General features: G+C 69.8%; 12 protein-coding genes. 4 read left to right on the forward strand and 8 right to left on the reverse strand.

Annotation, left to right across the window (positions count from 1 at the left end):
- Positions 1 to 85 precede the first annotated feature (85 nt).
- The 3 genes from ACH4S9_RS11700 to ACH4S9_RS11710 all read right to left on the reverse strand — a co-directional run bounded on the left by ACH4S9_RS11700 (position 86) and on the right by ACH4S9_RS11710 (position 3,987).
- Complete coding sequence (locus tag ACH4S9_RS11700) at positions 86 to 2,230, reverse strand: tetratricopeptide repeat protein (RefSeq protein WP_398371336.1); 2,145 nt, start codon at positions 2,228 to 2,230, stop codon at positions 86 to 88.
- Positions 2,227 to 2,637, reverse strand: a complete 411-nt coding sequence (locus ACH4S9_RS11705) for a hypothetical protein (protein WP_358845927.1) — start codon at positions 2,635 to 2,637, stop codon at positions 2,227 to 2,229. The genes ACH4S9_RS11700 and ACH4S9_RS11705 overlap by 4 nt, the downstream gene beginning before the upstream one ends.
- A 90-nt stretch (positions 2,638 to 2,727) precedes the next feature.
- Positions 2,728 to 3,987 (reverse strand): helix-turn-helix domain-containing protein, encoded by a 1,260-nt coding sequence (locus ACH4S9_RS11710; RefSeq protein ID WP_358845928.1) that lies wholly within the window; start codon positions 3,985 to 3,987, stop codon positions 2,728 to 2,730.
- A 438-nt stretch (positions 3,988 to 4,425) separates the two neighbouring features.
- On the opposite strand from ACH4S9_RS11710, the gene ACH4S9_RS11715 reads away from it, so the two are divergent.
- Positions 4,426 to 5,565, forward strand: a complete 1,140-nt coding sequence (locus tag ACH4S9_RS11715) for a methyltransferase domain-containing protein (RefSeq protein WP_398371339.1) — start codon at positions 4,426 to 4,428, stop codon at positions 5,563 to 5,565.
- Positions 5,566 to 5,654: 89 nt separating this feature from the next.
- Here the strand turns inward: ACH4S9_RS11715 and ACH4S9_RS11720 are convergent, their stop codons facing one another.
- Positions 5,655 to 6,041, reverse strand: a complete 387-nt coding sequence (locus ACH4S9_RS11720; RefSeq protein WP_398371341.1) for a DUF397 domain-containing protein — start codon at positions 6,039 to 6,041, stop codon at positions 5,655 to 5,657.
- A gap of 96 nt (positions 6,042 to 6,137) precedes the next feature.
- On the opposite strand from ACH4S9_RS11720, the gene ACH4S9_RS11725 reads away from it, so the two are divergent.
- Together ACH4S9_RS11725 and ACH4S9_RS11730 are read left to right on the forward strand one after the other, a co-directional pair.
- Positions 6,138 to 6,662 carry a cupin domain-containing protein gene (locus ACH4S9_RS11725; RefSeq protein WP_398371343.1) on the forward strand — a complete coding sequence of 175 codons (525 nt, stop codon included), beginning with the start codon at positions 6,138 to 6,140 and terminating at the stop codon, positions 6,660 to 6,662.
- Positions 6,663 to 6,738: 76 nt separating this feature from the next.
- Entirely contained in the window at positions 6,739 to 7,107 is a 369-nt protein-coding gene (locus tag ACH4S9_RS11730) for a hypothetical protein (RefSeq protein WP_311728904.1), read from the forward strand.
- Positions 7,108 to 7,157: 50 nt separating this feature from the next.
- Here the strand turns inward: ACH4S9_RS11730 and ACH4S9_RS11735 are convergent, their stop codons facing one another.
- The gene (locus ACH4S9_RS11735; RefSeq protein WP_311728903.1) at positions 7,158 to 7,355 is read right to left on the reverse strand and encodes an antitoxin; all 198 of its coding nucleotides are present in this window, start codon (positions 7,353 to 7,355) and stop codon (positions 7,158 to 7,160) included.
- A 324-nt stretch (positions 7,356 to 7,679) separates the two neighbouring features.
- Here ACH4S9_RS11735 and fxsT point away from each other — a divergent pair, with 324 nt between their 5' ends.
- Positions 7,680 to 11,516 (forward strand): FxSxx-COOH system tetratricopeptide repeat protein, encoded by a 3,837-nt coding sequence (gene fxsT / locus ACH4S9_RS11740; protein ID WP_398371345.1) that lies wholly within the window; start codon positions 7,680 to 7,682, stop codon positions 11,514 to 11,516.
- 90 nt (positions 11,517 to 11,606) lie between these two features.
- Here the strand turns inward: fxsT and ACH4S9_RS11745 are convergent, their stop codons facing one another.
- The 3 genes from ACH4S9_RS11745 to ACH4S9_RS11755 all read right to left on the reverse strand — a co-directional run bounded on the left by ACH4S9_RS11745 (position 11,607) and on the right by ACH4S9_RS11755 (position 17,686).
- A complete protein-coding gene (locus ACH4S9_RS11745) occupies positions 11,607 to 15,413 on the reverse strand; it encodes a multifunctional oxoglutarate decarboxylase/oxoglutarate dehydrogenase thiamine pyrophosphate-binding subunit/dihydrolipoyllysine-residue succinyltransferase subunit (RefSeq protein ID WP_398371347.1) in 3,807 nt (1,268 codons plus the stop codon).
- A 294-nt stretch (positions 15,414 to 15,707) separates the two neighbouring features.
- Positions 15,708 to 16,949, reverse strand: coding sequence for an ATP-binding protein (locus ACH4S9_RS11750; protein ID WP_398371349.1), 1,242 nt, complete (start codon positions 16,947 to 16,949; stop codon positions 15,708 to 15,710).
- Positions 16,946 to 17,686, reverse strand: a complete 741-nt coding sequence (locus ACH4S9_RS11755) for a response regulator transcription factor (RefSeq protein WP_311728899.1) — start codon at positions 17,684 to 17,686, stop codon at positions 16,946 to 16,948. The genes ACH4S9_RS11750 and ACH4S9_RS11755 overlap by 4 nt, the downstream gene beginning before the upstream one ends.
- Positions 17,687 to 17,710: the final 24 nt, after the last annotated feature.

A 17,710-nucleotide genomic window follows, 5' to 3' on the forward strand; every position in this document is an offset into this window, starting at 1 on the left:
GTGTCTGTGTCCCATATCCACCGCAAATCCGCTGACGGATCCCGTGACTCGGGCGCAGATGAATGGGGATGGCGGTTTTCCGCGCTCAGGTGTTTCTTTGCGAGCGTCGAGATTGGTCCAAGAGGTCCTTGGCGAAAAGTGTCCACGGATGAGTCGAGCCGAGCACTCTGGTCCGGCCTTCTACAAGTTTTTCCCCGTGCTCGATCGCCTCTGTGTATTGGCCGAGTGCACTCAGAATCATGCTTAGCGTTGATCTGGCGTTCAACGCGATTGGGTAATCAGAGCCAAAGCGTTGTACGTACTTCGCAAAGGCCGAGCGGGCGTATGGTAGCGCCTCAGTGTTTCGCTCGCCGTGATGGAGTGCGCACGCATAGTCGAGCTCCGCGCCCAGCGTGATGGTGTGGTCTTCTCCCAGCTCGCGACGGCAATCCGTGACCACGGTCGAACCTGCGGTGGCCTCGGTCGGCTGTGTGGTTTGATCCAGCAGGGATGACCGCGCGATAAGTGTCAAGGGATGTACAGGTCCGTGTAGTTGGGTGTACCCCTCTGCTGCGCGCCGAATCAGCGCGATGCCATCCGCTTCACGGTCAAGGTTGATCACTGGACTGGCTAGCTTCAAGCAAGTTCCAAGAGTTTCTGATGCCTCTGGACCCAGCGCCCGTTCGCAGTCAGCCAGTAGGTGCAGGTACAGAGCCTCGGACTCCTCGAATCGGCCAAGTCGAAAAAGAGCCCGCGCCACACGCTGACGCAACCCGATAACCAACACATGGTCTTCGCCCAGCCGGGGATTCACCAGCTCCACAGCTTCACTGCTCAACGTGAGTGCTGACGCATAGTCGCCAGCCCTGTGGACAGCAGTGACGAGCCGAAGAGCGCACTCCGCTGCAGCTTCCACCGTCGATTGGCTGGGTGCCCAATTCGCTGTTCTCCGCAGTAGGGCGATCACATGCGGCGCAAGCATGTTCACCCGGGGTTCCTGCGTGCCTCGGTCAGGTACCTCAGGCAAGACAGCGAGAAGTAGGCGGGCGGCCGCGGCCGAGAGCTGCTCGCGCTGGTCATCGGGCGTGGTTCGGGCCACGCTGTCGAGGAGTACGCCGTGGGTGCGTAGGCAGCGCGTCTCCCCAGGTACGAGCTCGGTAAGGGAGTGATCAAGGAGTCCGCGCAGGGCTGATTCAACGCGATAAGCCGGGAGTGTCGGTTCGAGCTCGGCTCCGGAGAGGACCGACAGCGGCAACGGATCACTGGACCAGCAAGCGAGGAGGCTCAGAAGGCGGTCCGCTTCAGGCAGGCCTTGGGCGGCGAGGGCATCGAGGGAAAGCTGCCAGGTGTGGCTGAGCAGGTGACGGGAGTCACCGCCGACGGCTGCGGCGCCCTGGTCGATGAGCTCGATGGGATCGGTGGGGCTGAGACCGGAGCCGCTGCCGTCCAGCCGGCGACTGTAGTCCGCGAGAGTCCATGGGTCGATCACCTGGTGGGCAAGGAATCCGCCGGCCAGGGTGAGTGCCAGGGGCAGTCGTCCGAGGCGGTCGGCGACCTCAGCGGCGTCTTCGACCGATCCGGCATGTGGCGCAAGGTCGCGGAGGACGAGAGCGGCATCCTCACGCGGAAGCACGCCGAATTGAAGGAGCTCGGCACCAGGCCACCAGTGAGCTGCCGCTTGCCGGGTTGTGACGACGACAGTGCCGGCTGGGCTGGTGCGCAGCCAGCCACCATCGCGGAGGATGGCGGGGGTATCGGCATTGTCGAGGACCAGCAGCCAGGGCTCGTCGGAGCGGTCGAGATAGTGCCACACGAGGTCGGCGGCGGGACGCAGTCCGCTGCGTGCCCCGATCAGCTCGCCGTCGGTGGCTCCGCGGTCGGCTGCGACGGCGAGCATCCCGGCCCGCAGAGAGGCGGGATCGGACGCGTTGACCCACAGCCCGAGTCGACCGGCCTCGCCAGTGGCGTGGTGGAAGAGCGCGTAGGCAACAGCGGTCTTGCCGCATCCGCCCAGGCCGTGGAGGACGTAGACGCGGTTGCCGACGCCAGGTTCAACGGCGGCGCGCAGTCGGTCCATCTCCCCGACTCGGTCGCGAAGCACTGCGGGAGCACGGCCGACCGCCGGGCGGCGTACGGAGTCGGGCCCCGACCACTCGGGGGCGTGATGGTGGTGCTCGGTGATGTGCTGGTCACCGGAGGCTTGATAGACGCGGCCTTGGCCATCGGCCCAGGCGTCATTGCGGCCGCTCATCGTGGGCCGAAGTTCTGGTCGCGGCCGGCCTGGTAGACCCGGGCTTGACCTGAGGCGGTGGCGTGCTGAGTCACCGATGGGACTTCGGGCGTGTGTGGGGCCAGTTCGTTCAACAGCGTCCGCAACTCCTCCATCTCCTCGGGATGGGCCACGAGCAGCCGCCGGACGCGCCCCTGCCACTCTGCGCCCAACTCCTCACGGGAGTCGAGGTCACCATTGGCCTGCGCAGTGAGCAGGTCGCTGCGCGTCGCGTCGAGCTCAGCGGAAATTGCGTCGGCCCGGTCCGGCTGAGCACGGCGCCACAACGAGGCGAAGCCTTCTCTGACGCTTTGCCACGCCTCGGTTGTCATCATGGTGACCAGGGTCGTTCCTGCCGTACCCGCCAGCGCGACCATCTCCGGATCCACGAACTCGCCCCTCCAACCAGCCGCTGTTCCGTCGCCCCAGCCTAGCCAGCGAGCCGGGCAAACGCACTGGATCTAGGGCCGCCCAGGGGATCAGTAGCCGCGCAAGGCATCGACCAGGGTGCGCGCTTGAGGTGCGCCGCGCCGCAGGAGCAGCGCTGCGGTGGTGTGCAGTTCGTTCCAGGCGTGGGGGCGTCCGACATCGGCCGCGTCAGCGGCACAGTCGACTGCGGTCTGTACCGCGATGTCGACGTGACCGGATGCGGCGAGCGCATGGGACAAGCAAGCGCCGTACCAGGCGCGGTCGCGGCGGTACTGGACGGGCAGGACGCTGATTCCCGTACGCAGCAAGTCGACAGCGCCGTCCCAGTGGCGCAGATGCATCTCGGCCATGCCGCGTTGCAGCGTGAACCAGTTCTCGCCGTAGAAATACATCCACGGTGGCTCGTCCTCGGGCCTTTCTGCGGCGCGGTAGATGAGTCGCTCTGCCTCGTCGAGGAGTCGATGGGCCGCGTCGGCCTGGCCCGCCAACGCGTGGCCACGGGCCTCCATTTGCGCCGCCATGCCCTGGACACCCAGAGAGACCCCAGGGGAAGCCCTGCGCGCGGCCTGGCCGAGGCGGGCGCACCGCTGGCCGTTCCCTGCTGACCAGGCTAGATGCGCCTTCATGCTGAGAGTCGTCGCCGCCATATCGGGCTCGTCGGCTTCCAGAGCCCATTCGTGGGAGCGGTCGTACCAGGCGAGGGCGGCGGCTGAGTCGCCCTGGTCCTGCGCCATCCAGGCGAGGAACTGCGCGTGTTCGGAAGCGAGCCGTACAACCCGGTTCGTCAACACGCCAGATGCGCCTGCGTAGAGATCGGCGACGGTGCTCAACTGCCGTCGCATGATGCCGACGAGTGGCCTCGAACCGAGGTCGTCCTCTGCCCGGCGATGCTCGGCGAGCAGCCGGTCGAGCCAGTCCAAGGTCGCGTGGTCGACCCTCGCGGGGGACGCCACGACTTTCGTCAGCCGGTCGAGCAGGTCGGCGTCGGGCACGAGGGAAGTTAGTCCAAGCGAGCTGACGGGCGTCGGAATCGGTCGCGGAGCGCCGGTAAGAAGCTCGGTTGGAACGCCCAACCCGTCGATGATGCGTTGCCGCACCTCCGAAGAGGTCACTCGCCGCCGTCCGCGTTCGATCTCGGAGACGTCGGATTGTGCCAGTCCCACGAGCGCGCCGAGTCGGGTCTGGCTGGTGCCGGTCAGTTGACGCCACACGCGGAAGAGCTGTTGCCAGTTCTCGTCGGCGGCTGCGGCGGCCAGCCGGGGGTGCGTCCATAGGTTCGGTGCCGGTTCTGGTGCCGACTGGTTCACCATGGCTTCGACTATAGGGCGGTCCTATAGGGAGCTGGGCTGGTCGGCGATGGCTACCCCTCGAAAAGGTGGATCGGACGCAAGACAGCCGAACCAGTCCGGAGCCGCCATCTCATGTCCGCGATGACGATCAAGGTGTACAAGGTCAATCCCGAGACGGGGAAGCGGACGAGTGTCTGCTCATTATCGTGCCCGCCCATGGCCTATGGCGATCCATTCAGCCTGTCGTCTGTCTGGCCGCCGTGCGAGTGCCCGCGCTGCCGTCAGCGGGCAGGTGACCCTGCCTTGAGCCGTGCGCTGGAACCAACGAAAGGAAGGAAAGCCGATGGGTAGCCATGGAAAGCCACCAGCCCCGAACCCCCAGCCGAAGGAGCCGTCGCCGAGTGACAGCGACAGTCAGCACCCGGATGTGTCGAAGCCGGGTGGCGGGACGCACCGCAAATGACCCTCGATGAACTGCGCGTCCAGGCCGCCGAGATCATCGGCGGCCTGGACGGGTTTCCTGAGCACTGGATGCGTGAGACCTTCCTCAAGGTGCCGCGCCACGCGTTCGTGCCCGACACCGTATGGGTCTGGCGGGAGGACGCTTACCGACCGCTTCACGCCGCCGACGAGCCGGACACGTGGGCCACGTTGGTGTACGACCCGCTGCACTCCCTCGTCACGCAGGTGGATGACGGGCGCGTCGGCGGAGTGGGCGCGGACGCGCGAGGAGTCCTGCCCACCAGCTCGATCAGCGCCCCGAACGCGGTGTTCACCATGCTTGCCGCCGCCGATGTGCGTCCCGGCATGAAGGTGCTCGAAATCGGCACCGGCACCGGCTACAACGCCGCGCTGCTCTGCGAGCGGGCCGGGGAGGCGAACGTCGTATCGGTGGAAGTGGATGCGGGGCTGGCGGAGGGAGCCGTTCGGCGGCTGGGCGAGGCCGGATACCTGCCGTGGGTGGTGGCGGGCGACGGGGAGTGTGGCTGGGCGGATGGGGCACCGTACGACCGTGTGTTGTGCACGGCGTCACTGCACCGCGTTCCGTTTGCGTGGGTGGAACAGACCCGGCCTGGTGGTCTGATCGTCACCCCGTGGAAGACGACGCTGCAGCCTCACGGGATGGCCTGCCTGCGGGTGTCGGAGGACGGCGGCTCCGCGAGCGGACACTTCGGGCGCCCGATGTCCTTCATGGATCTACGGGGTCAGCGGCGGCCGGAGTTCCCGCTCAAGGACGTGTACACCGCCGAATCCTGGGACGAGAGCCGCGATAGCCGTACCGACCTCGACCTGTCGTTCCTGGACGACAACTTTCACGCACGGTTCGCGTTGGGCCTCCGGCTTCCCGGTGTGCATGCCGACTGGGAGGGCGACGCGTGGTGGTTCGCCACGGCCGACTCGTGGGCGTACGTACGCGACGGGGGCGTGCAGCAATGGGGCCCGCGAGACCTCTTCGCCGAGGTGGAGGGCGCGTACCAGTGGTGGCGGGCGGCCGGGCAGCCGGAGCTGTACGAGTTCGGGCTCACGGTGACCGCTGACCAGCAGGTGGCATGGCACGCGGACCCGGATCGTGGTCATCAGTGGGAGCTGCCCGCCTGAAGTGGCGGTGGCCCGACCAGGACACGCACGCCGACGCCACGGCTTGTCCGTGTCTCGTATCCACTGCAAAGTCGCCTGCGGTTCAAGGCTCAGGCGGCGTGGAACTCCCCGCGCTTGACGGCCTGCACGAACGAGGTCCAGTTTGCAGACTCGAAGACCAAGGCCGGGCCCTCGGGGTTCTTGCTGTCGCGAAGCGGGACTATGCCCGGTATGCCGTCGACGACCTCAACGCATGACCCTGCCTGGGTGCTGCTGTAGCTGGACTTGTGCCACACAGCCGTGCTCAGGACCGGGGTGGTTGGCATAAGTCGCAGACCTCCATGGCGGCTTGGATCAGCCTCATAGATTTCTTGGGCGACGATCGTACACCCGTGCGGATGGTAGGCCTGCCGGTACCCATCCAGTAATAGATGTGCGGCGGAAGCATCCAACAGTGAGGCCGGTGGGAGCTGCCGCCGCCCGCCAAATTGACCCATGAAATCGGCGCCTGAATGAACCGTCCAATGGGTCTTTCGGCGGCCTAGCTTTGTTGGTGTCAAGGGGACAACCGCCACAAGCAGCTAGGAGCCACCATGAGCAGCAACATCACCACCGCCACCGAGCCCACCGCCCCCGTCCTCGTCCGCGCCGAGCAGGCCGAGACCCTCCAGGACGGTGCCACCAGCCTGATCACGCTGCTCGCCGACGCGGGCGTGACCGGCGGGGCGCTGACCGCCAACAAGGCGACCTTCGAGAAGGGGTCCCCGGGGGCTCCGGCGCACTTCCACACCAAGGCCACCGAGATGTTCTTCGTGCTCGACGGCACGATGCGCATCCTGGTCGGCGACGAGGTGCACATCCTCGGCAAGGGCGACTTCCTGACCGTGCCGCCGACCGTCCCGCACGCGTTCGCGCCGGCGGCGGACAGCACCGCGGAGCTGCTGGTGGTGTTCACGCCCGGGCTGCACCGCTTCGACTACTACCGGCTGCTGGAGCGCGTGTACCGCGGCGAGGCGAGCGTGCGGGAGATCCGCGAGAGCTCCGAGACGTACGACAACCACTACTTCGAGAGCCCGGTGTGGCAGGACGAGCTCGCCGGGCGCCGTACGGCCAACTGAGCCACCCGTGTTACTGTGCCCGTCCGCGCTCCGATCGTGATCGTTCCCAGGCGGAGCAGGCTCGCGAAGGACCCGTATGAGCGCGCCCGGCCCCTTCTTGGTCATACCCGCAACGCTGTGGACCGTGGCGGCCGCCGCCTCGCTGATCGCGGCGATCGCGCTTTCCGTACGAACCAAGCGTCGGGGGGCGGCTCCCGACGTCTGGAATCCGTTCGGCGCGGGCTTCCCGGTCACCGCGATGGCAGCGATCACCGGGTACGCGGTCGCTGTCGTCGCCACGGATCGCTTCTATCCCCGCACCGCCGCCTTCAGCGTTCTGTGGCCCGCCATGGCCGCCGTGGCCCTCGCCCATGTGGCGGGACGACGCGCCCGCGGCTGGCCTCAGTGGGCCACCGCGGCCTTCGCCGCCGTGGGAGCGGGCCTGTACGGCGCACTGCCGATATGACGGGGTGGGCAGGCGCCGCCCGCTGAGTTTCCGGGCTCGTCCCGAGCGGATCAGTCCTTCTTCTCGCCCAGCTTCTCGACGAAGCCCTGAGCCTTGTCGACCGCGGTGTCGATCTTGTCGCTGTGCTTGCCGCCGGTCTTGTCATCGACGAAGTCGCCGACCTTTTCGAGCCCGTCAGAGATCTTGTCGCTGTGGGCTTCGGCGAGGTCCTCTGCCTTCTCCTTGAGGTTCTTAAGGGCGTCGAACATGTGCGGGCCTGTCTCCTTCGGTGGACTGCCTGGTCAGGGACATGATCCCACGGAGGGCGCGGCGGACAAGAGCGAGCCGAGCGGACGCTCAGTCCACCGTCCGCTCCAACAGCCAGCCCACCAGGGCTCGTACGGCGCCCGAGACCGCGGCGGCGGCGAGAGCGAGGAGCGGGCGGGGGGTGGGGCGGTTCGTGGGGTGCATGGCTGAGGGGTCCTTTCCGTGCGGCCGGTCGGTTCGCCGGGTACGTTCACCTTGCGCGGGACGCCGGGTGTTGCGGCAGGTGTCACGCGTTGCCGGGTCGCCGCAACGGGGGAGGGGCGTGCGTGGAGGACGAGGACGGGGAGCTGCGCGGGGAGTTGGTGCCGCTCTCGGGGGACACCGGGCGGGTCGGGGACCTCAAGCCGATACCGGACCATGTGGAGCCGTCCTGCGCCGAGTTGGCGGCGGGGCTGCGCGGGCTGTTCGGGGCGGTCGGGGTGTCCCTGCGGGTGTTCGCGCTGCGGGTGCACTGCGACCCGGGGACCGTCTCGCGCTATCTCAACGGGACCGTGGTCGCCCCCGCCGAGTTCGTGGACACGCTGCTGACCCACGCAGCCAAGGCCACCGGGCGGCCCGCCTCGCCCGAGGTCGTCGCCCATGTGCACGGCCTGCAACGGCGGGCGTTGCAGGCCACCAACAGGTCCCGCTGGGAGCTTCAGAACCTGCGTGACCAGCTCGCCGACGCCGACCGCCGGCGCCAGCAGGCCGAGGTGCGCGCGGAGGCGCTGACCGAGGCGTTGCAGGCGCGGAAACAGCGGATCGCGGAGATGGAGCTGGAGCAGCGGCAGCTCGCGGTGTCGATGTCGGTCGAGCGCGACGGCCGCGGCTCCGAGGTAGAGCTGCTGCGGGGCGAGCAGCAGCGGTTACGCGGTGAACGGGACCGGTTGAAGGAGGAGGTCGCCCGGCTCCAGGGCGAGCTGGAGCACGCGCGGCGGCAGGCGCTGGAGGCCGAGCGGCGGTGCGAGGATCTGGAGCACCAGCTTCAGGCGGGGGAGGAGGCGGCGGCCGAGCAGGCCGGGGCCGAGGACCCCGTGGCGCACCGGCTGTGGATGGCGGAGGAGCAGGCCAGCGCCGCGGAGGACCGGGCCCGGCGGCTGGAGGCGGAGCTCGCCCGGATGCGGGGCGAGGAGGGCGGGCGGGCCTCCCGGGTCCCAGCGCGGGACTGGGTGGTCGCGGTGCAGCACCGGGACGCGGTGCACGTGTCCGCGCCGCCGGGCCCGGGCCCGGCCGGCGTCCCCACCACAGGCCTCCCCGGCCATCTGCCCGTCGTCGTGACGTACGCCGGGCCCAACCGCCCCTGGGCGGCCTGGGTCGCCCAGCGCCTGGAGGCGACGGGGGTCGCGCGCGAGGAGATCACCGTCCGGCGCTGGGATCCCGCGGCCGAGCCGTCCCTGGACCTGCTTGTCGACGACGCCTTCCATCTGCTGCTGCTGAGCGAGCATTTCTTCGCCCCCGACTCGGCCCGCATCGAGGCGGAGTGGGAGGCGGCGCTGGGAAGGGGCGCCGTACGCGCGGACCGGATCGCCGCCTTCGTCGTCAGCGGTCACCCGTTGCCGCTCGTCGTCGCCCGGCTGGGGGCCGTCGGGCTGTTGGGGGTCGACGAGGAGGAGTGCGAGTGGCGGCTGTTGCGCGCGCTCGGGGGGAGCGGGGCCCCGGCCAGGGCGAACGGTGATCGGCAGCGGTCCCGGCTGCCCGGGGACCCGCCCGAGCTGTGGGACGGGGTGCCGCGCCGCAACCCGCGCTTCACGGGCCGGGACCTGCTCCTGGAGCGGATCAACGACCGTCTGCGGAGCGCCCCCGCCGAGGCCGCGGTGTGCGCGCTCGTGGGGCTGCCGGGCATCGGCAAGACCCAGCTCGCCACCGAGTACGCGTATCGCTTCGGCGCCGAGTACGACGTGGTGTGGTGGGCCGCGGCGGATGACCGCGGGGTGCTGGAGGAGCGGCTCGGCGGGCATCTGGCGCACCTCGGCAAGGACGTTCAGGGGTACTCCGCCTCCGCCCGGGCCGGGGCCGCGCTGGACAATCTGCGCCGGGGCGTGCCGTCCGACCGCTGGCTGCTCGTCCTCGACGGCGCCGACGCCCCCGAGGCCGTCGCCGATCTGCTGCCGGGCGGGCGCGGGCATGTGCTGATCACCTCGCAGAACCGCGGCTGGGCCGACCACTACGTCGAGCTGCTGGAGGTGCCGCCGTTCAGCAGGGACGAGAGCGTGGCGTTCGTACGCGCCCGCGCTCCACGGCTGGGCCGCGAGGAGGCTGACGGGCTCGCCGCCGCCGTGGAGGACCTGCCGCTGCCGCTCGACCAGACCGCGGGGTGGCTGGACGGCTCGACGATGCCCGCCGAGGAGTACAGCCGCAAGCTGCGCGAGGGCGGGACGGTGCCGGTGAAGTCCGGGGCGGCGTACCCGGCGTCGTACGCCGCCGCGTACAAGGAGCTGATCCGGCGGCTTCAGGCGCACTCACAACTGGCCGCCGATCTGCTCCAGTTGTGCGCGGTCTTCGGGCCGGGCCCGGTGCCGCTCGCGCTGCTGCGGGCCGTTCCGGGAAAGCTGGTCTCCCCGGCGCTGGCGTCGCTGCTGGAGGACCCCACCCACGTCGAGGTCACCGTCGCCAGGCTGGTGCAGCACTCCGTGGTCCGGCGGGAGGCGGAGGTGCTGCATCTGCACCGCTTCGTCTGTGACGCGGTGCGCAGAAGGCGGCCGGAGGACCGCCGGAACAAGGACGCCGAGGTCGTCTGGCGCGCCCTCGTCGCGGCGCGTCCGGGATGGCCCCAGGAACCGGCTACCTGGCCGCGCTACGCCGAACTCATGCCGTATCTCGACGTGTTGTGGGCGCTGGAGTCCCCGAATCCCCGGGACAGGACGCGCCCGCTGCGGCGCGACTGTCTGACATATCTGACGCTCCGAGGCGATGACGCGACGGCCCTGCGCCTCGTCGACAAGGAAATGGACGTCACGGACTGGGAGCTGACACTGTGCCGCACCGCGCTGCTGCGGGCGACCGGGGACTACGCCCGGGCCGAGCGGCTGGACCGGCCGCTCATGGGGCAGTTGAGCCACCCCAGCGCCCTCGCCGCGATGAACGCACTCTCCGCCGATCTGAGGGGCCTGGGCCGCTACGCCGAGGCGTACGAGCTCTGCCGGCGCCAGTCCGACTTCCACCCGGTGCTCGACCACCGTAAAGAACTTCACAGCCAAGCCGAACTGGCTGCCTCGCTGCGGGCGCTCGGCCAGTACGGAAAAGCGCTGGAGCTGGACAAGACGGTCCTGGGGCGCCGGAGGGAGATCTTGGGGAGCGACCATCTCGAGACGCTGGCCTCCGAGACGGACTACGCCTGGGACCTGCTGCTGACGGGCCGCTACGCGGACGCCCTGGCCCACCAGTACCGCAGCGTCGGGCGGCACCACGCCGCCGTGGGGAGCGAGACCCCGCACACGCTGGCGGCCGAGTGCGCCCTGGCGGTGTGCCGGCTCAAGTGCGGTGAGTCGGAATCCGGTACGGCCCTGCTCGCCGTGGTGCTGGACCGCGCGCGGCGGCTGCTGGGCGAGGCCGCGCCGCTGTCCCTGATGATCGCCTCCCACTACGCGTGTGCGCTGCTGAGGCAGAGCCGCGATGAGGCGATAGCGCTCGATGACTTCGTCACGGACGCCTACCGGGTGACTCTGGGAGAGCTGCATCCGTATGCCATCGGGGCATCGGCGAACCAGGGGCTCGTGTTGCTGAAGCGGGGCGATCCCCATGACGCGCGGTCGGTACTGGAGAAGGCCCTGGACGACATGACCACAGCGCTTGGTGAGCAACACCCCTGGACGCTCGGGATCGCCGTCAACACCGCCGCCGCCTGCCACAGCCTCGGCGATTGGACGGACGCCTGCGCCCTGAGCCGGGAGGCCGCGCTGCGGGCCGAACAGACGCTGGGCCAGGGACATCCGCTGACCCTGGCGGCACGGCTCGCGCTCGCTGCCGATCTGGGCGAGATCAAGGGCGGGCGGGACGAGGCGTGGACGATCAAGCAGGCGGCCATAGGCGAGCTGGAGGCCCTGCTGGGGCCGAACCACCCCCAGGCGGTGGCGGCCTGGCAGCGGGCCCGCCCGCTGTGGAACTTCGAGCCGCTGCCCGTCTGACCGCCGTACCGGACCCCGTACGCCGGAAGGCCCGGCCCCCGCGTCGCGCGGGAGCCGGGCCTTCCGTACCGGTACGGGCCGTGGAGGCCGTCAGATCTCGAAGACCTCGTTGACCAGCGCCTGCTGCTCCGCCTGGTGCCGCTTGTTCGACCCCACCGCCGGGGACGAGGAGTGCGGCCGGGACACCCGGACGAGCCGCTCGGAGGCCGGCAGGTCCGCGCCCACCGCGAGCTCCAGGTGGTCGATCAGGTTGAGCGCGACGAACGGCCACGCACCCTGGTTCGCCGGCTCCTCCTGCGCCCAGACGAACTTCTGGACGCCGGAGTACTTGGCGATCTCGGCCTGGAGCTCGGCGCCCGGCAGCGGGTACAGCCGCTCCAGCCGGATGATGGCCGTGTCCGTCGCACCGCGCTTGCTCTGCTCGGCGGCCAGGTCGTAGTAGACCTTGCCGGAGCAGAAGACGACCTTGCGGACCGCGGCCGGGTCGGCCGTCTCGTCGCCGATGACCGGGCGGAAGGAGCCGTTCAGGAACTCCTCGGTCTTGGAGGCCGCCGCCTTCAGACGCAGCATCGACTTCGGGGTGAAGACGACCAGCGGCTTGTGGTGCGGGTTGTGGACCTGCCAGCGCAGCAGGTGGAAGTAGTTCGACGGCAGCGTCGGCGCCGCGACCGTCATGTTGTTCTGCGCGCACAGCTGGAGGAAGCGCTCGATGCGGGCCGAGGAGTGGTCCGGGCCCTGGCCCTCGTAGCCGTGCGGGAGCAGCAGGGTGACGCCGGAGGTCTGGCCCCACTTCTGCTCGGCCGAGGAGATGAACTCGTCGACGATCGTCTGCGCGCCGTTGACGAAGTCACCGAACTGGGCCTCCCACATGACCAGCGCGTCCGGCCGGGCCAGTGAGTAGCCGTACTCGAAGCCCATCGCCGCGTACTCGCTGAGCAGCGAGTCGTAGACGTTGTAGCGGGCCTGCTCCTCGGACAGGTAGAGCAGCGGGGTGTGGTCCTCGCCGGTCTCCCGGTCCACCAGCACCGCGTGGCGCTGGCCGAAGGTGCCGCGGCGGGAGTCCTGGCCGGCCAGGCGGACCGGGGTGCCCTCCATCAGCAGGGAGCCGATGGCGAGGGTCTCGCCCATGCCCCAGTCGATCGTGTCGTCCTCGATCATCGCCGCGCGCCGCTGGAGCTGCGGGTACAGCCGCGGGTGGACGGTGATCCGGTCGGGGATGTTGACCTGGGACTCGGCGATCCGCTTGACGACCTCCTGGCTGACGGCCGTGGTGACCGCCACCGGGAACTCCGCCTGCGGCTCGGGGACCGCGGTCGGGGCCGGGTGCGAGGTGGCGTCGCGGACCTCGGTGAAGACCTTCTCCAGCTGGCCCTGGAAGTCCTGGAGCGCCTGCTCGGCCTCTTCCACGGTGATGTCGCCGCGACCGATCAGCGACTCGGTGTAGAGCTTGCGCACCGAGCGCTTCTTGTCGATCAGGTCGTACATCAGCGGCTGGGTGAAGCCGGGGTTGTCGGTCTCGTTGTGACCGCGGCGGCGGTAGCAGATGAGGTCGATCACCACGTCCTTGTTGAACGCCTGGCGGAACTCGAAGGCGAGCCGCGCGACGCGGACCACGGCCTCCGGGTCGTCGCCGTTGACGTGGAAGATCGGCGCCTCGATCATGCGCGCCACGTCGGTGGCGTACATCGAGGAGCGGGACGCGGCCGGGGCGGCGGTGAAGCCGACCTGGTTGTTGATGACGATGTGCACGGTGCCGCCGGTGCGGTAGCCGCGCAGCTGCGACATGTTCAGCGTCTCGGCCACCACGCCCTGGCCCGCGAAGGCGGCGTCGCCGTGCAGGGCGACGGGCAGGACGGTGAAGTCGGTGCCGGCCTTGCCGATGATGTCCTGCTTGGCGCGGACCACGCCCTCCAGGACCGGGTCCACCGCCTCCAGGTGGGAGGGGTTGGCGGTCAGCGAGACGGCGATCTGCTCGCCGTCCAGGCCGGTGAAGGTGCCCTCGGCGCCCAGGTGGTACTTGACGTCGCCGGAGCCGTGCATCGACTTCGGGTCGAGGTTGCCCTCGAACTCGCGGAAGATCTGCGCGTACGACTTGCCGACGATGTTCGCCAGGACGTTGAGGCGGCCGCGGTGGGCCATGCCGATGACGACCTCGTCCAGGCGCGACTCGGCGGCCGCGTCCAGCACCGCGTCGAGCAGCGGGATGACGGACTCGCCGCCCTCCAGCGAGAAGCGCTTCTGGCCGACGTACTTGGTCTGGAGGAAGGTCTCGAACGCCTCGGCCGCGTTGAGCCGGCGGAGGATCCGCAGCTGCTCGTCGCGCTCCGGCTTGGCGTGCGGGCGCTCCACGCGGTCCTGGATCCACTTGCGCTGCTTCGGGTCCTGGATGTGCATGAACTCGATGCCGGTGGTGCGGCAGTACGAGTCGCGCAGCACGCCCAGGATGTCGCGCAGGTTCATCATCGTCTTGCTGGCGAAGCCGCCGACCGCGAACTCGCGCTCCAGGTCCCACAGGGTGAGCCCGTGCTCGATGATGTCCAGGTCGGGGTGCTTGCGCTGGCGGTACTCCAGCGGGTCGGTGTCGGCCATGACATGGCCGCGGACCCGGTAGGAGTGGATCAGGTCGAAGACGCGCGCGGCCTTGGTGACGTCGTCGTCGTGCGAGACGTCGATGTCGCGCAGCCAGCGGACCGGCTCGTACGGGATCCGCAGCGCCTTGAAGATCTCGTCGTAGAAGTCGTTCTCGCCGAGCAGCAGCTGGCTCATGATCCGCAGGAACTCGCCGGAGGCGGCGCCCTGGATCACCCGGTGGTCATAGGTGCTGGTCAGCGTCATGACCTTGGAGATGCCCAGCTTGTTCAGGGTGTCCTGCGACGTGCCCTGGAACTCGGCCGGGTAGTCCATGGCGCCGACGCCGATGATCACGCCCTGCCCGGGCATCAGCCGCGGCACGGAGTGCACGGTGCCGATGCCGCCCGGGTTGGTGAGAGAGGCCGTGACCCCGGTGAAGTCCTCCATCGTCAGCTTGTTCGCGCGGGCGCGGCGGACGATGTCCTCGTAGGCCTGCCAGAACTCGAAGAAGTTGAGCGTCTCGGCCTTCTTGATCGCCGCGACGACCAGCTGGCGGTCGCCGTTGGGCTTGACCAGGTCGATGGCGAGGCCGAGGTTGATGTGCTCGGGCTTGACCAGGGTCGGCTTGCCGTCCTTCTCGGCGAACGAGTAGTTCATCGAGGGCATCGCCTTCAGCGCCTGCACCATGGCGTAGCCGATCAGGTGCGTGAAGGACACCTTGCCGCCGCGGGCGCGCTTGAGGTGGTTGTTGATGACGATGCGGTTGTCGAACAGCAGCTTCACCGGGACGGCGCGCACGGAGGTGGCCGTCGGCAGCTCGAGGCTGGCGTTCATGTTCTTCGCGACGGCGGCGGAGGGGCCACGCAGGGTGACGTACTCCGGGCCGGCCGACGGGGCGGCCGGCTCGGCCGCCTTCGCGGGCGCGGCCTTCGCGGGCGCAGGCTTGGCCGGTGCGGCGGCGGCCGCGGCGGGCTTCGCCGGAGCCGGGGCCGGGGCGGCCGGGGCCTTCGCGGCCGGGGCGGGCTTCACCGGAGCCGGAGCCGGAGCCGGGACCGGAGCCGCGGCAGCGGTACCGGCCGCCCCCGCGGCGGCCGGGCCCGGCGGTGCTGCGGACTCGGCCACGGCGGAGGTGGTGTCCTGGCCCGGCTTGTAGTCGGCGAAGAAGTCCCACCAGGCTCGGTCGACCGAGTTCGGGTCCTGGAGGTACTGCTGGTAGATCTCGTCGACGAGCCACTCGTTGGGACCGAACGCGGCGGCAGGGTTACTCCCCTGACCGTCCTGCTGGTCGGTCGAGACGCTCGAACTGTTGGGGGACTGTGGCGACACGGCGGCAACCGCCCTCTTCCGCTTCCTAAGGTGGTGGACAGCGGGAATAAAGGCTACGCCTCTCAGGGCCTTACGTGCAGGCCGCACTGGTCATCGTCGCGCAAGTCACATTGATCGGCTGGTTTCGGGGCCTGAGGTGGCGGGAATCACCGCTGGTTCGGACCGGCGACGGGAACGCTGAAAGGCGCCCACACCCGCTCGGATGTGCGCGTCCTTCGACGTCTGTGCGCCTTCGTTGACGACTTTACGTCAATTTTGATCTCTGTGGGGGTGCGGTTCGCACTGGAGATCGCCCTAGAGATCGGCGCGTCCCGGCAGGCTGACCTTGATCCGGCAGCCCCGGGGGGACTCGGCCACGCCGATCCGCCCCCCGTGCAGATCGACCGCCCACCGCGCGATGGCGAGACCGAGCCCCGTGCCGCCGTCGCTGCCCTGCCCCGGGCCGCGCGGCTCCCCCGGCTCGCCGGCCTGCGCGGACGGGCCGCCCCGGTTGAAGCGCTCGAAGACCCGGTGCCGCTCGGCCTCCGGGATCCCCGGGCCCTCGTCCAGCACCTCCAGCTCCAGGCTCTCCGGGCTCTCGCCGCGCCGCGCCCGCACCGTCACCCGGCCGTGCGCAGGGGAGTGCTTCACGGCGTTGTCGATCAGATTGGCGACGACCTGGTGCAGCCGCTCCACGTCGGCGTGCGCGGACAGGTCGGACGGGAAGACGTCCAGGTTGAGGTGGACGTCCTTGCGGGTGTGCGAGCCCGAGCCCCCGTACGCGCCCTTGGCCATCCCGGCCTCCTTGAGGATCCCGGCCAGATACGGCCAGACCTCGAAGCGCCGCGCGTACAGCGGCACCACACCCTTGTCCAGCCGGGACAGGTCGAGCAGTTGTTCGACCAGCCGGCCCAGTCGCTCGGTCTGGCGCAGCGCGACGCGCATCGTCTCCGGGTCGGCCTCAGAGACCCCGTCCACCACGTTCTCCAGGACCGCGCGCAGCGCCGCGATCGGGGTGCGCAGCTCGTGGGAGACGTTCGCGACCATCTCCTTGCGCTGGGTGTCCACCGCCTCCAGATCGGCGGCCATCCGGTTGAAGGAGGTGGCCAGGGCGCCGAACTCGTCGCGCCGCTCGGCCGCGCTCACCCGCCGGGTGTAGTCGCCGTGCGCCATCGCCCGGGTGACCTCGGTCATCTCGTCCAGCGGGGCGGTCAGGCCGTGCGCCACGAACTGGGTGATCAGCAGCGAGGCGATGATCGAGAAGATGGTGATGATGCGCAGCTCGGTGTCGGAGTGCATCGCCGCGAACACCAGCAGCGTGGTGATGATCACCGAGCCGATGACCAGCGCGCCGAGCGCGGCCTTCACCGACCGGTACGGGTCGAAGGGCTTCAGCGCCTCCCACAGCCGGTCCCAGTGGCGGGCCCAGGCGGCGCGCCGGGTCTCCGGCCAGATCCCGCGCCAGATCCCGCGCCAGACCCCGAGCCAGGTCTCGCGCCAGGTCTCGCGCCAGGGTCCGCGGCTCCAGACGGCCGTCCGGCGGCCGGATGGCCTCATGCCGCCGGGGTCTCCAGGGCGTATCCCACGCCGTGCACCGTACGGATCCGTTCCGCGCCGATCTTCCGGCGCAGCGCCTTGATATGGCTGTCCACGGTGCGGGTGCCCGAGGCGTCGGCCCAGTCCCAGACCTCCGCGAGCAGCTGCTCGCGGGAGAGCACCGCGCGCGGCGTATTGGCCAGGCAGACCAGCAGATCGAACTCGGTCGGGGTGAGATGCACATCTGTGTTGCGCACCCGAACCCGGCGCTGCGCGTGGTCGATCTCCAGCTCGCCCAGGCGCAGGATGCCGCTGCGCGGGGTGTGCGCGGCCAGCGCCGCCCGCTCGACGCGTCTGAGCAGCACATGCACCCGCGCGGCCAGTTCACGCATGGAGAACGGCTTGGTCATGTAGTCGTCGGCGCCGACCCCCAGGCCCACCAGCATGTCGGTCTCGTCGTCCCGCGCGGTGAGCATCAGCACCGGCACCGGGCGCCTGGCCTGCACCCGGCGGCAGACCTCCAGGCCGTCGAAGCCGGGCAGCATCACGTCCAGTACGAGCAGGTCAGGCTGCCAGGCCTCGGCCGTGTCGACGGCCGCCGGGCCGTCCCCGGCCGTCTGCACCTGGAACCCCTCGGCGCGGAGCCGGGCCGCGATGGCGTCCACTATCGTCGGGTCGTCCTCGACGACCAGCACCCGGCGCTGTGCCCCCGGGGTGGTCGTGGCGGCCCCGTTGTGGCTGCTGTGAGTCTGCTCCATGCGCCCGCCCCTGCTTGTTCCGTG

Source organism: Streptomyces sp. NPDC021225, assembly GCF_044332865.1.
Taxonomy (GTDB): Bacteria; Actinomycetota; Actinomycetes; order Streptomycetales; family Streptomycetaceae; genus Streptomyces.

What these genes read in the sequence shown, in the direction of transcription:
- ACH4S9_RS11720 (WP_398371341.1), bottom strand. Translation starts at nt 6,041, where the DNA reads ATGGGTCAATTTGGCGGGCGGCGGCAGCTCCCACCGGCCTCACTGTTG.
- ACH4S9_RS11735 (WP_311728903.1), bottom strand. Translation starts at nt 7,355, where the DNA reads ATGTTCGACGCCCTTAAGAACCTCAAGGAGAAGGCAGAGGACCTCGCC.
- ACH4S9_RS11730 (WP_311728904.1), top strand. Translation starts at nt 6,739, where the DNA reads ATGAGCGCGCCCGGCCCCTTCTTGGTCATACCCGCAACGCTGTGGACC.
- ACH4S9_RS11710 (WP_358845928.1), bottom strand. Translation starts at nt 3,987, where the DNA reads ATGGTGAACCAGTCGGCACCAGAACCGGCACCGAACCTATGGACGCAC.
- ACH4S9_RS11725 (WP_398371343.1), top strand. Translation starts at nt 6,138, where the DNA reads ATGAGCAGCAACATCACCACCGCCACCGAGCCCACCGCCCCCGTCCTC.
- ACH4S9_RS11700 (WP_398371336.1), bottom strand. Translation starts at nt 2,230, where the DNA reads ATGAGCGGCCGCAATGACGCCTGGGCCGATGGCCAAGGCCGCGTCTAT.
- ACH4S9_RS11755 (WP_311728899.1), bottom strand. Translation starts at nt 17,686, where the DNA reads ATGGAGCAGACTCACAGCAGCCACAACGGGGCCGCCACGACCACCCCG.
- ACH4S9_RS11750 (WP_398371349.1), bottom strand. Translation starts at nt 16,949, where the DNA reads ATGAGGCCATCCGGCCGCCGGACGGCCGTCTGGAGCCGCGGACCCTGG.
- ACH4S9_RS11715 (WP_398371339.1), top strand. Translation starts at nt 4,426, where the DNA reads ATGACCCTCGATGAACTGCGCGTCCAGGCCGCCGAGATCATCGGCGGC.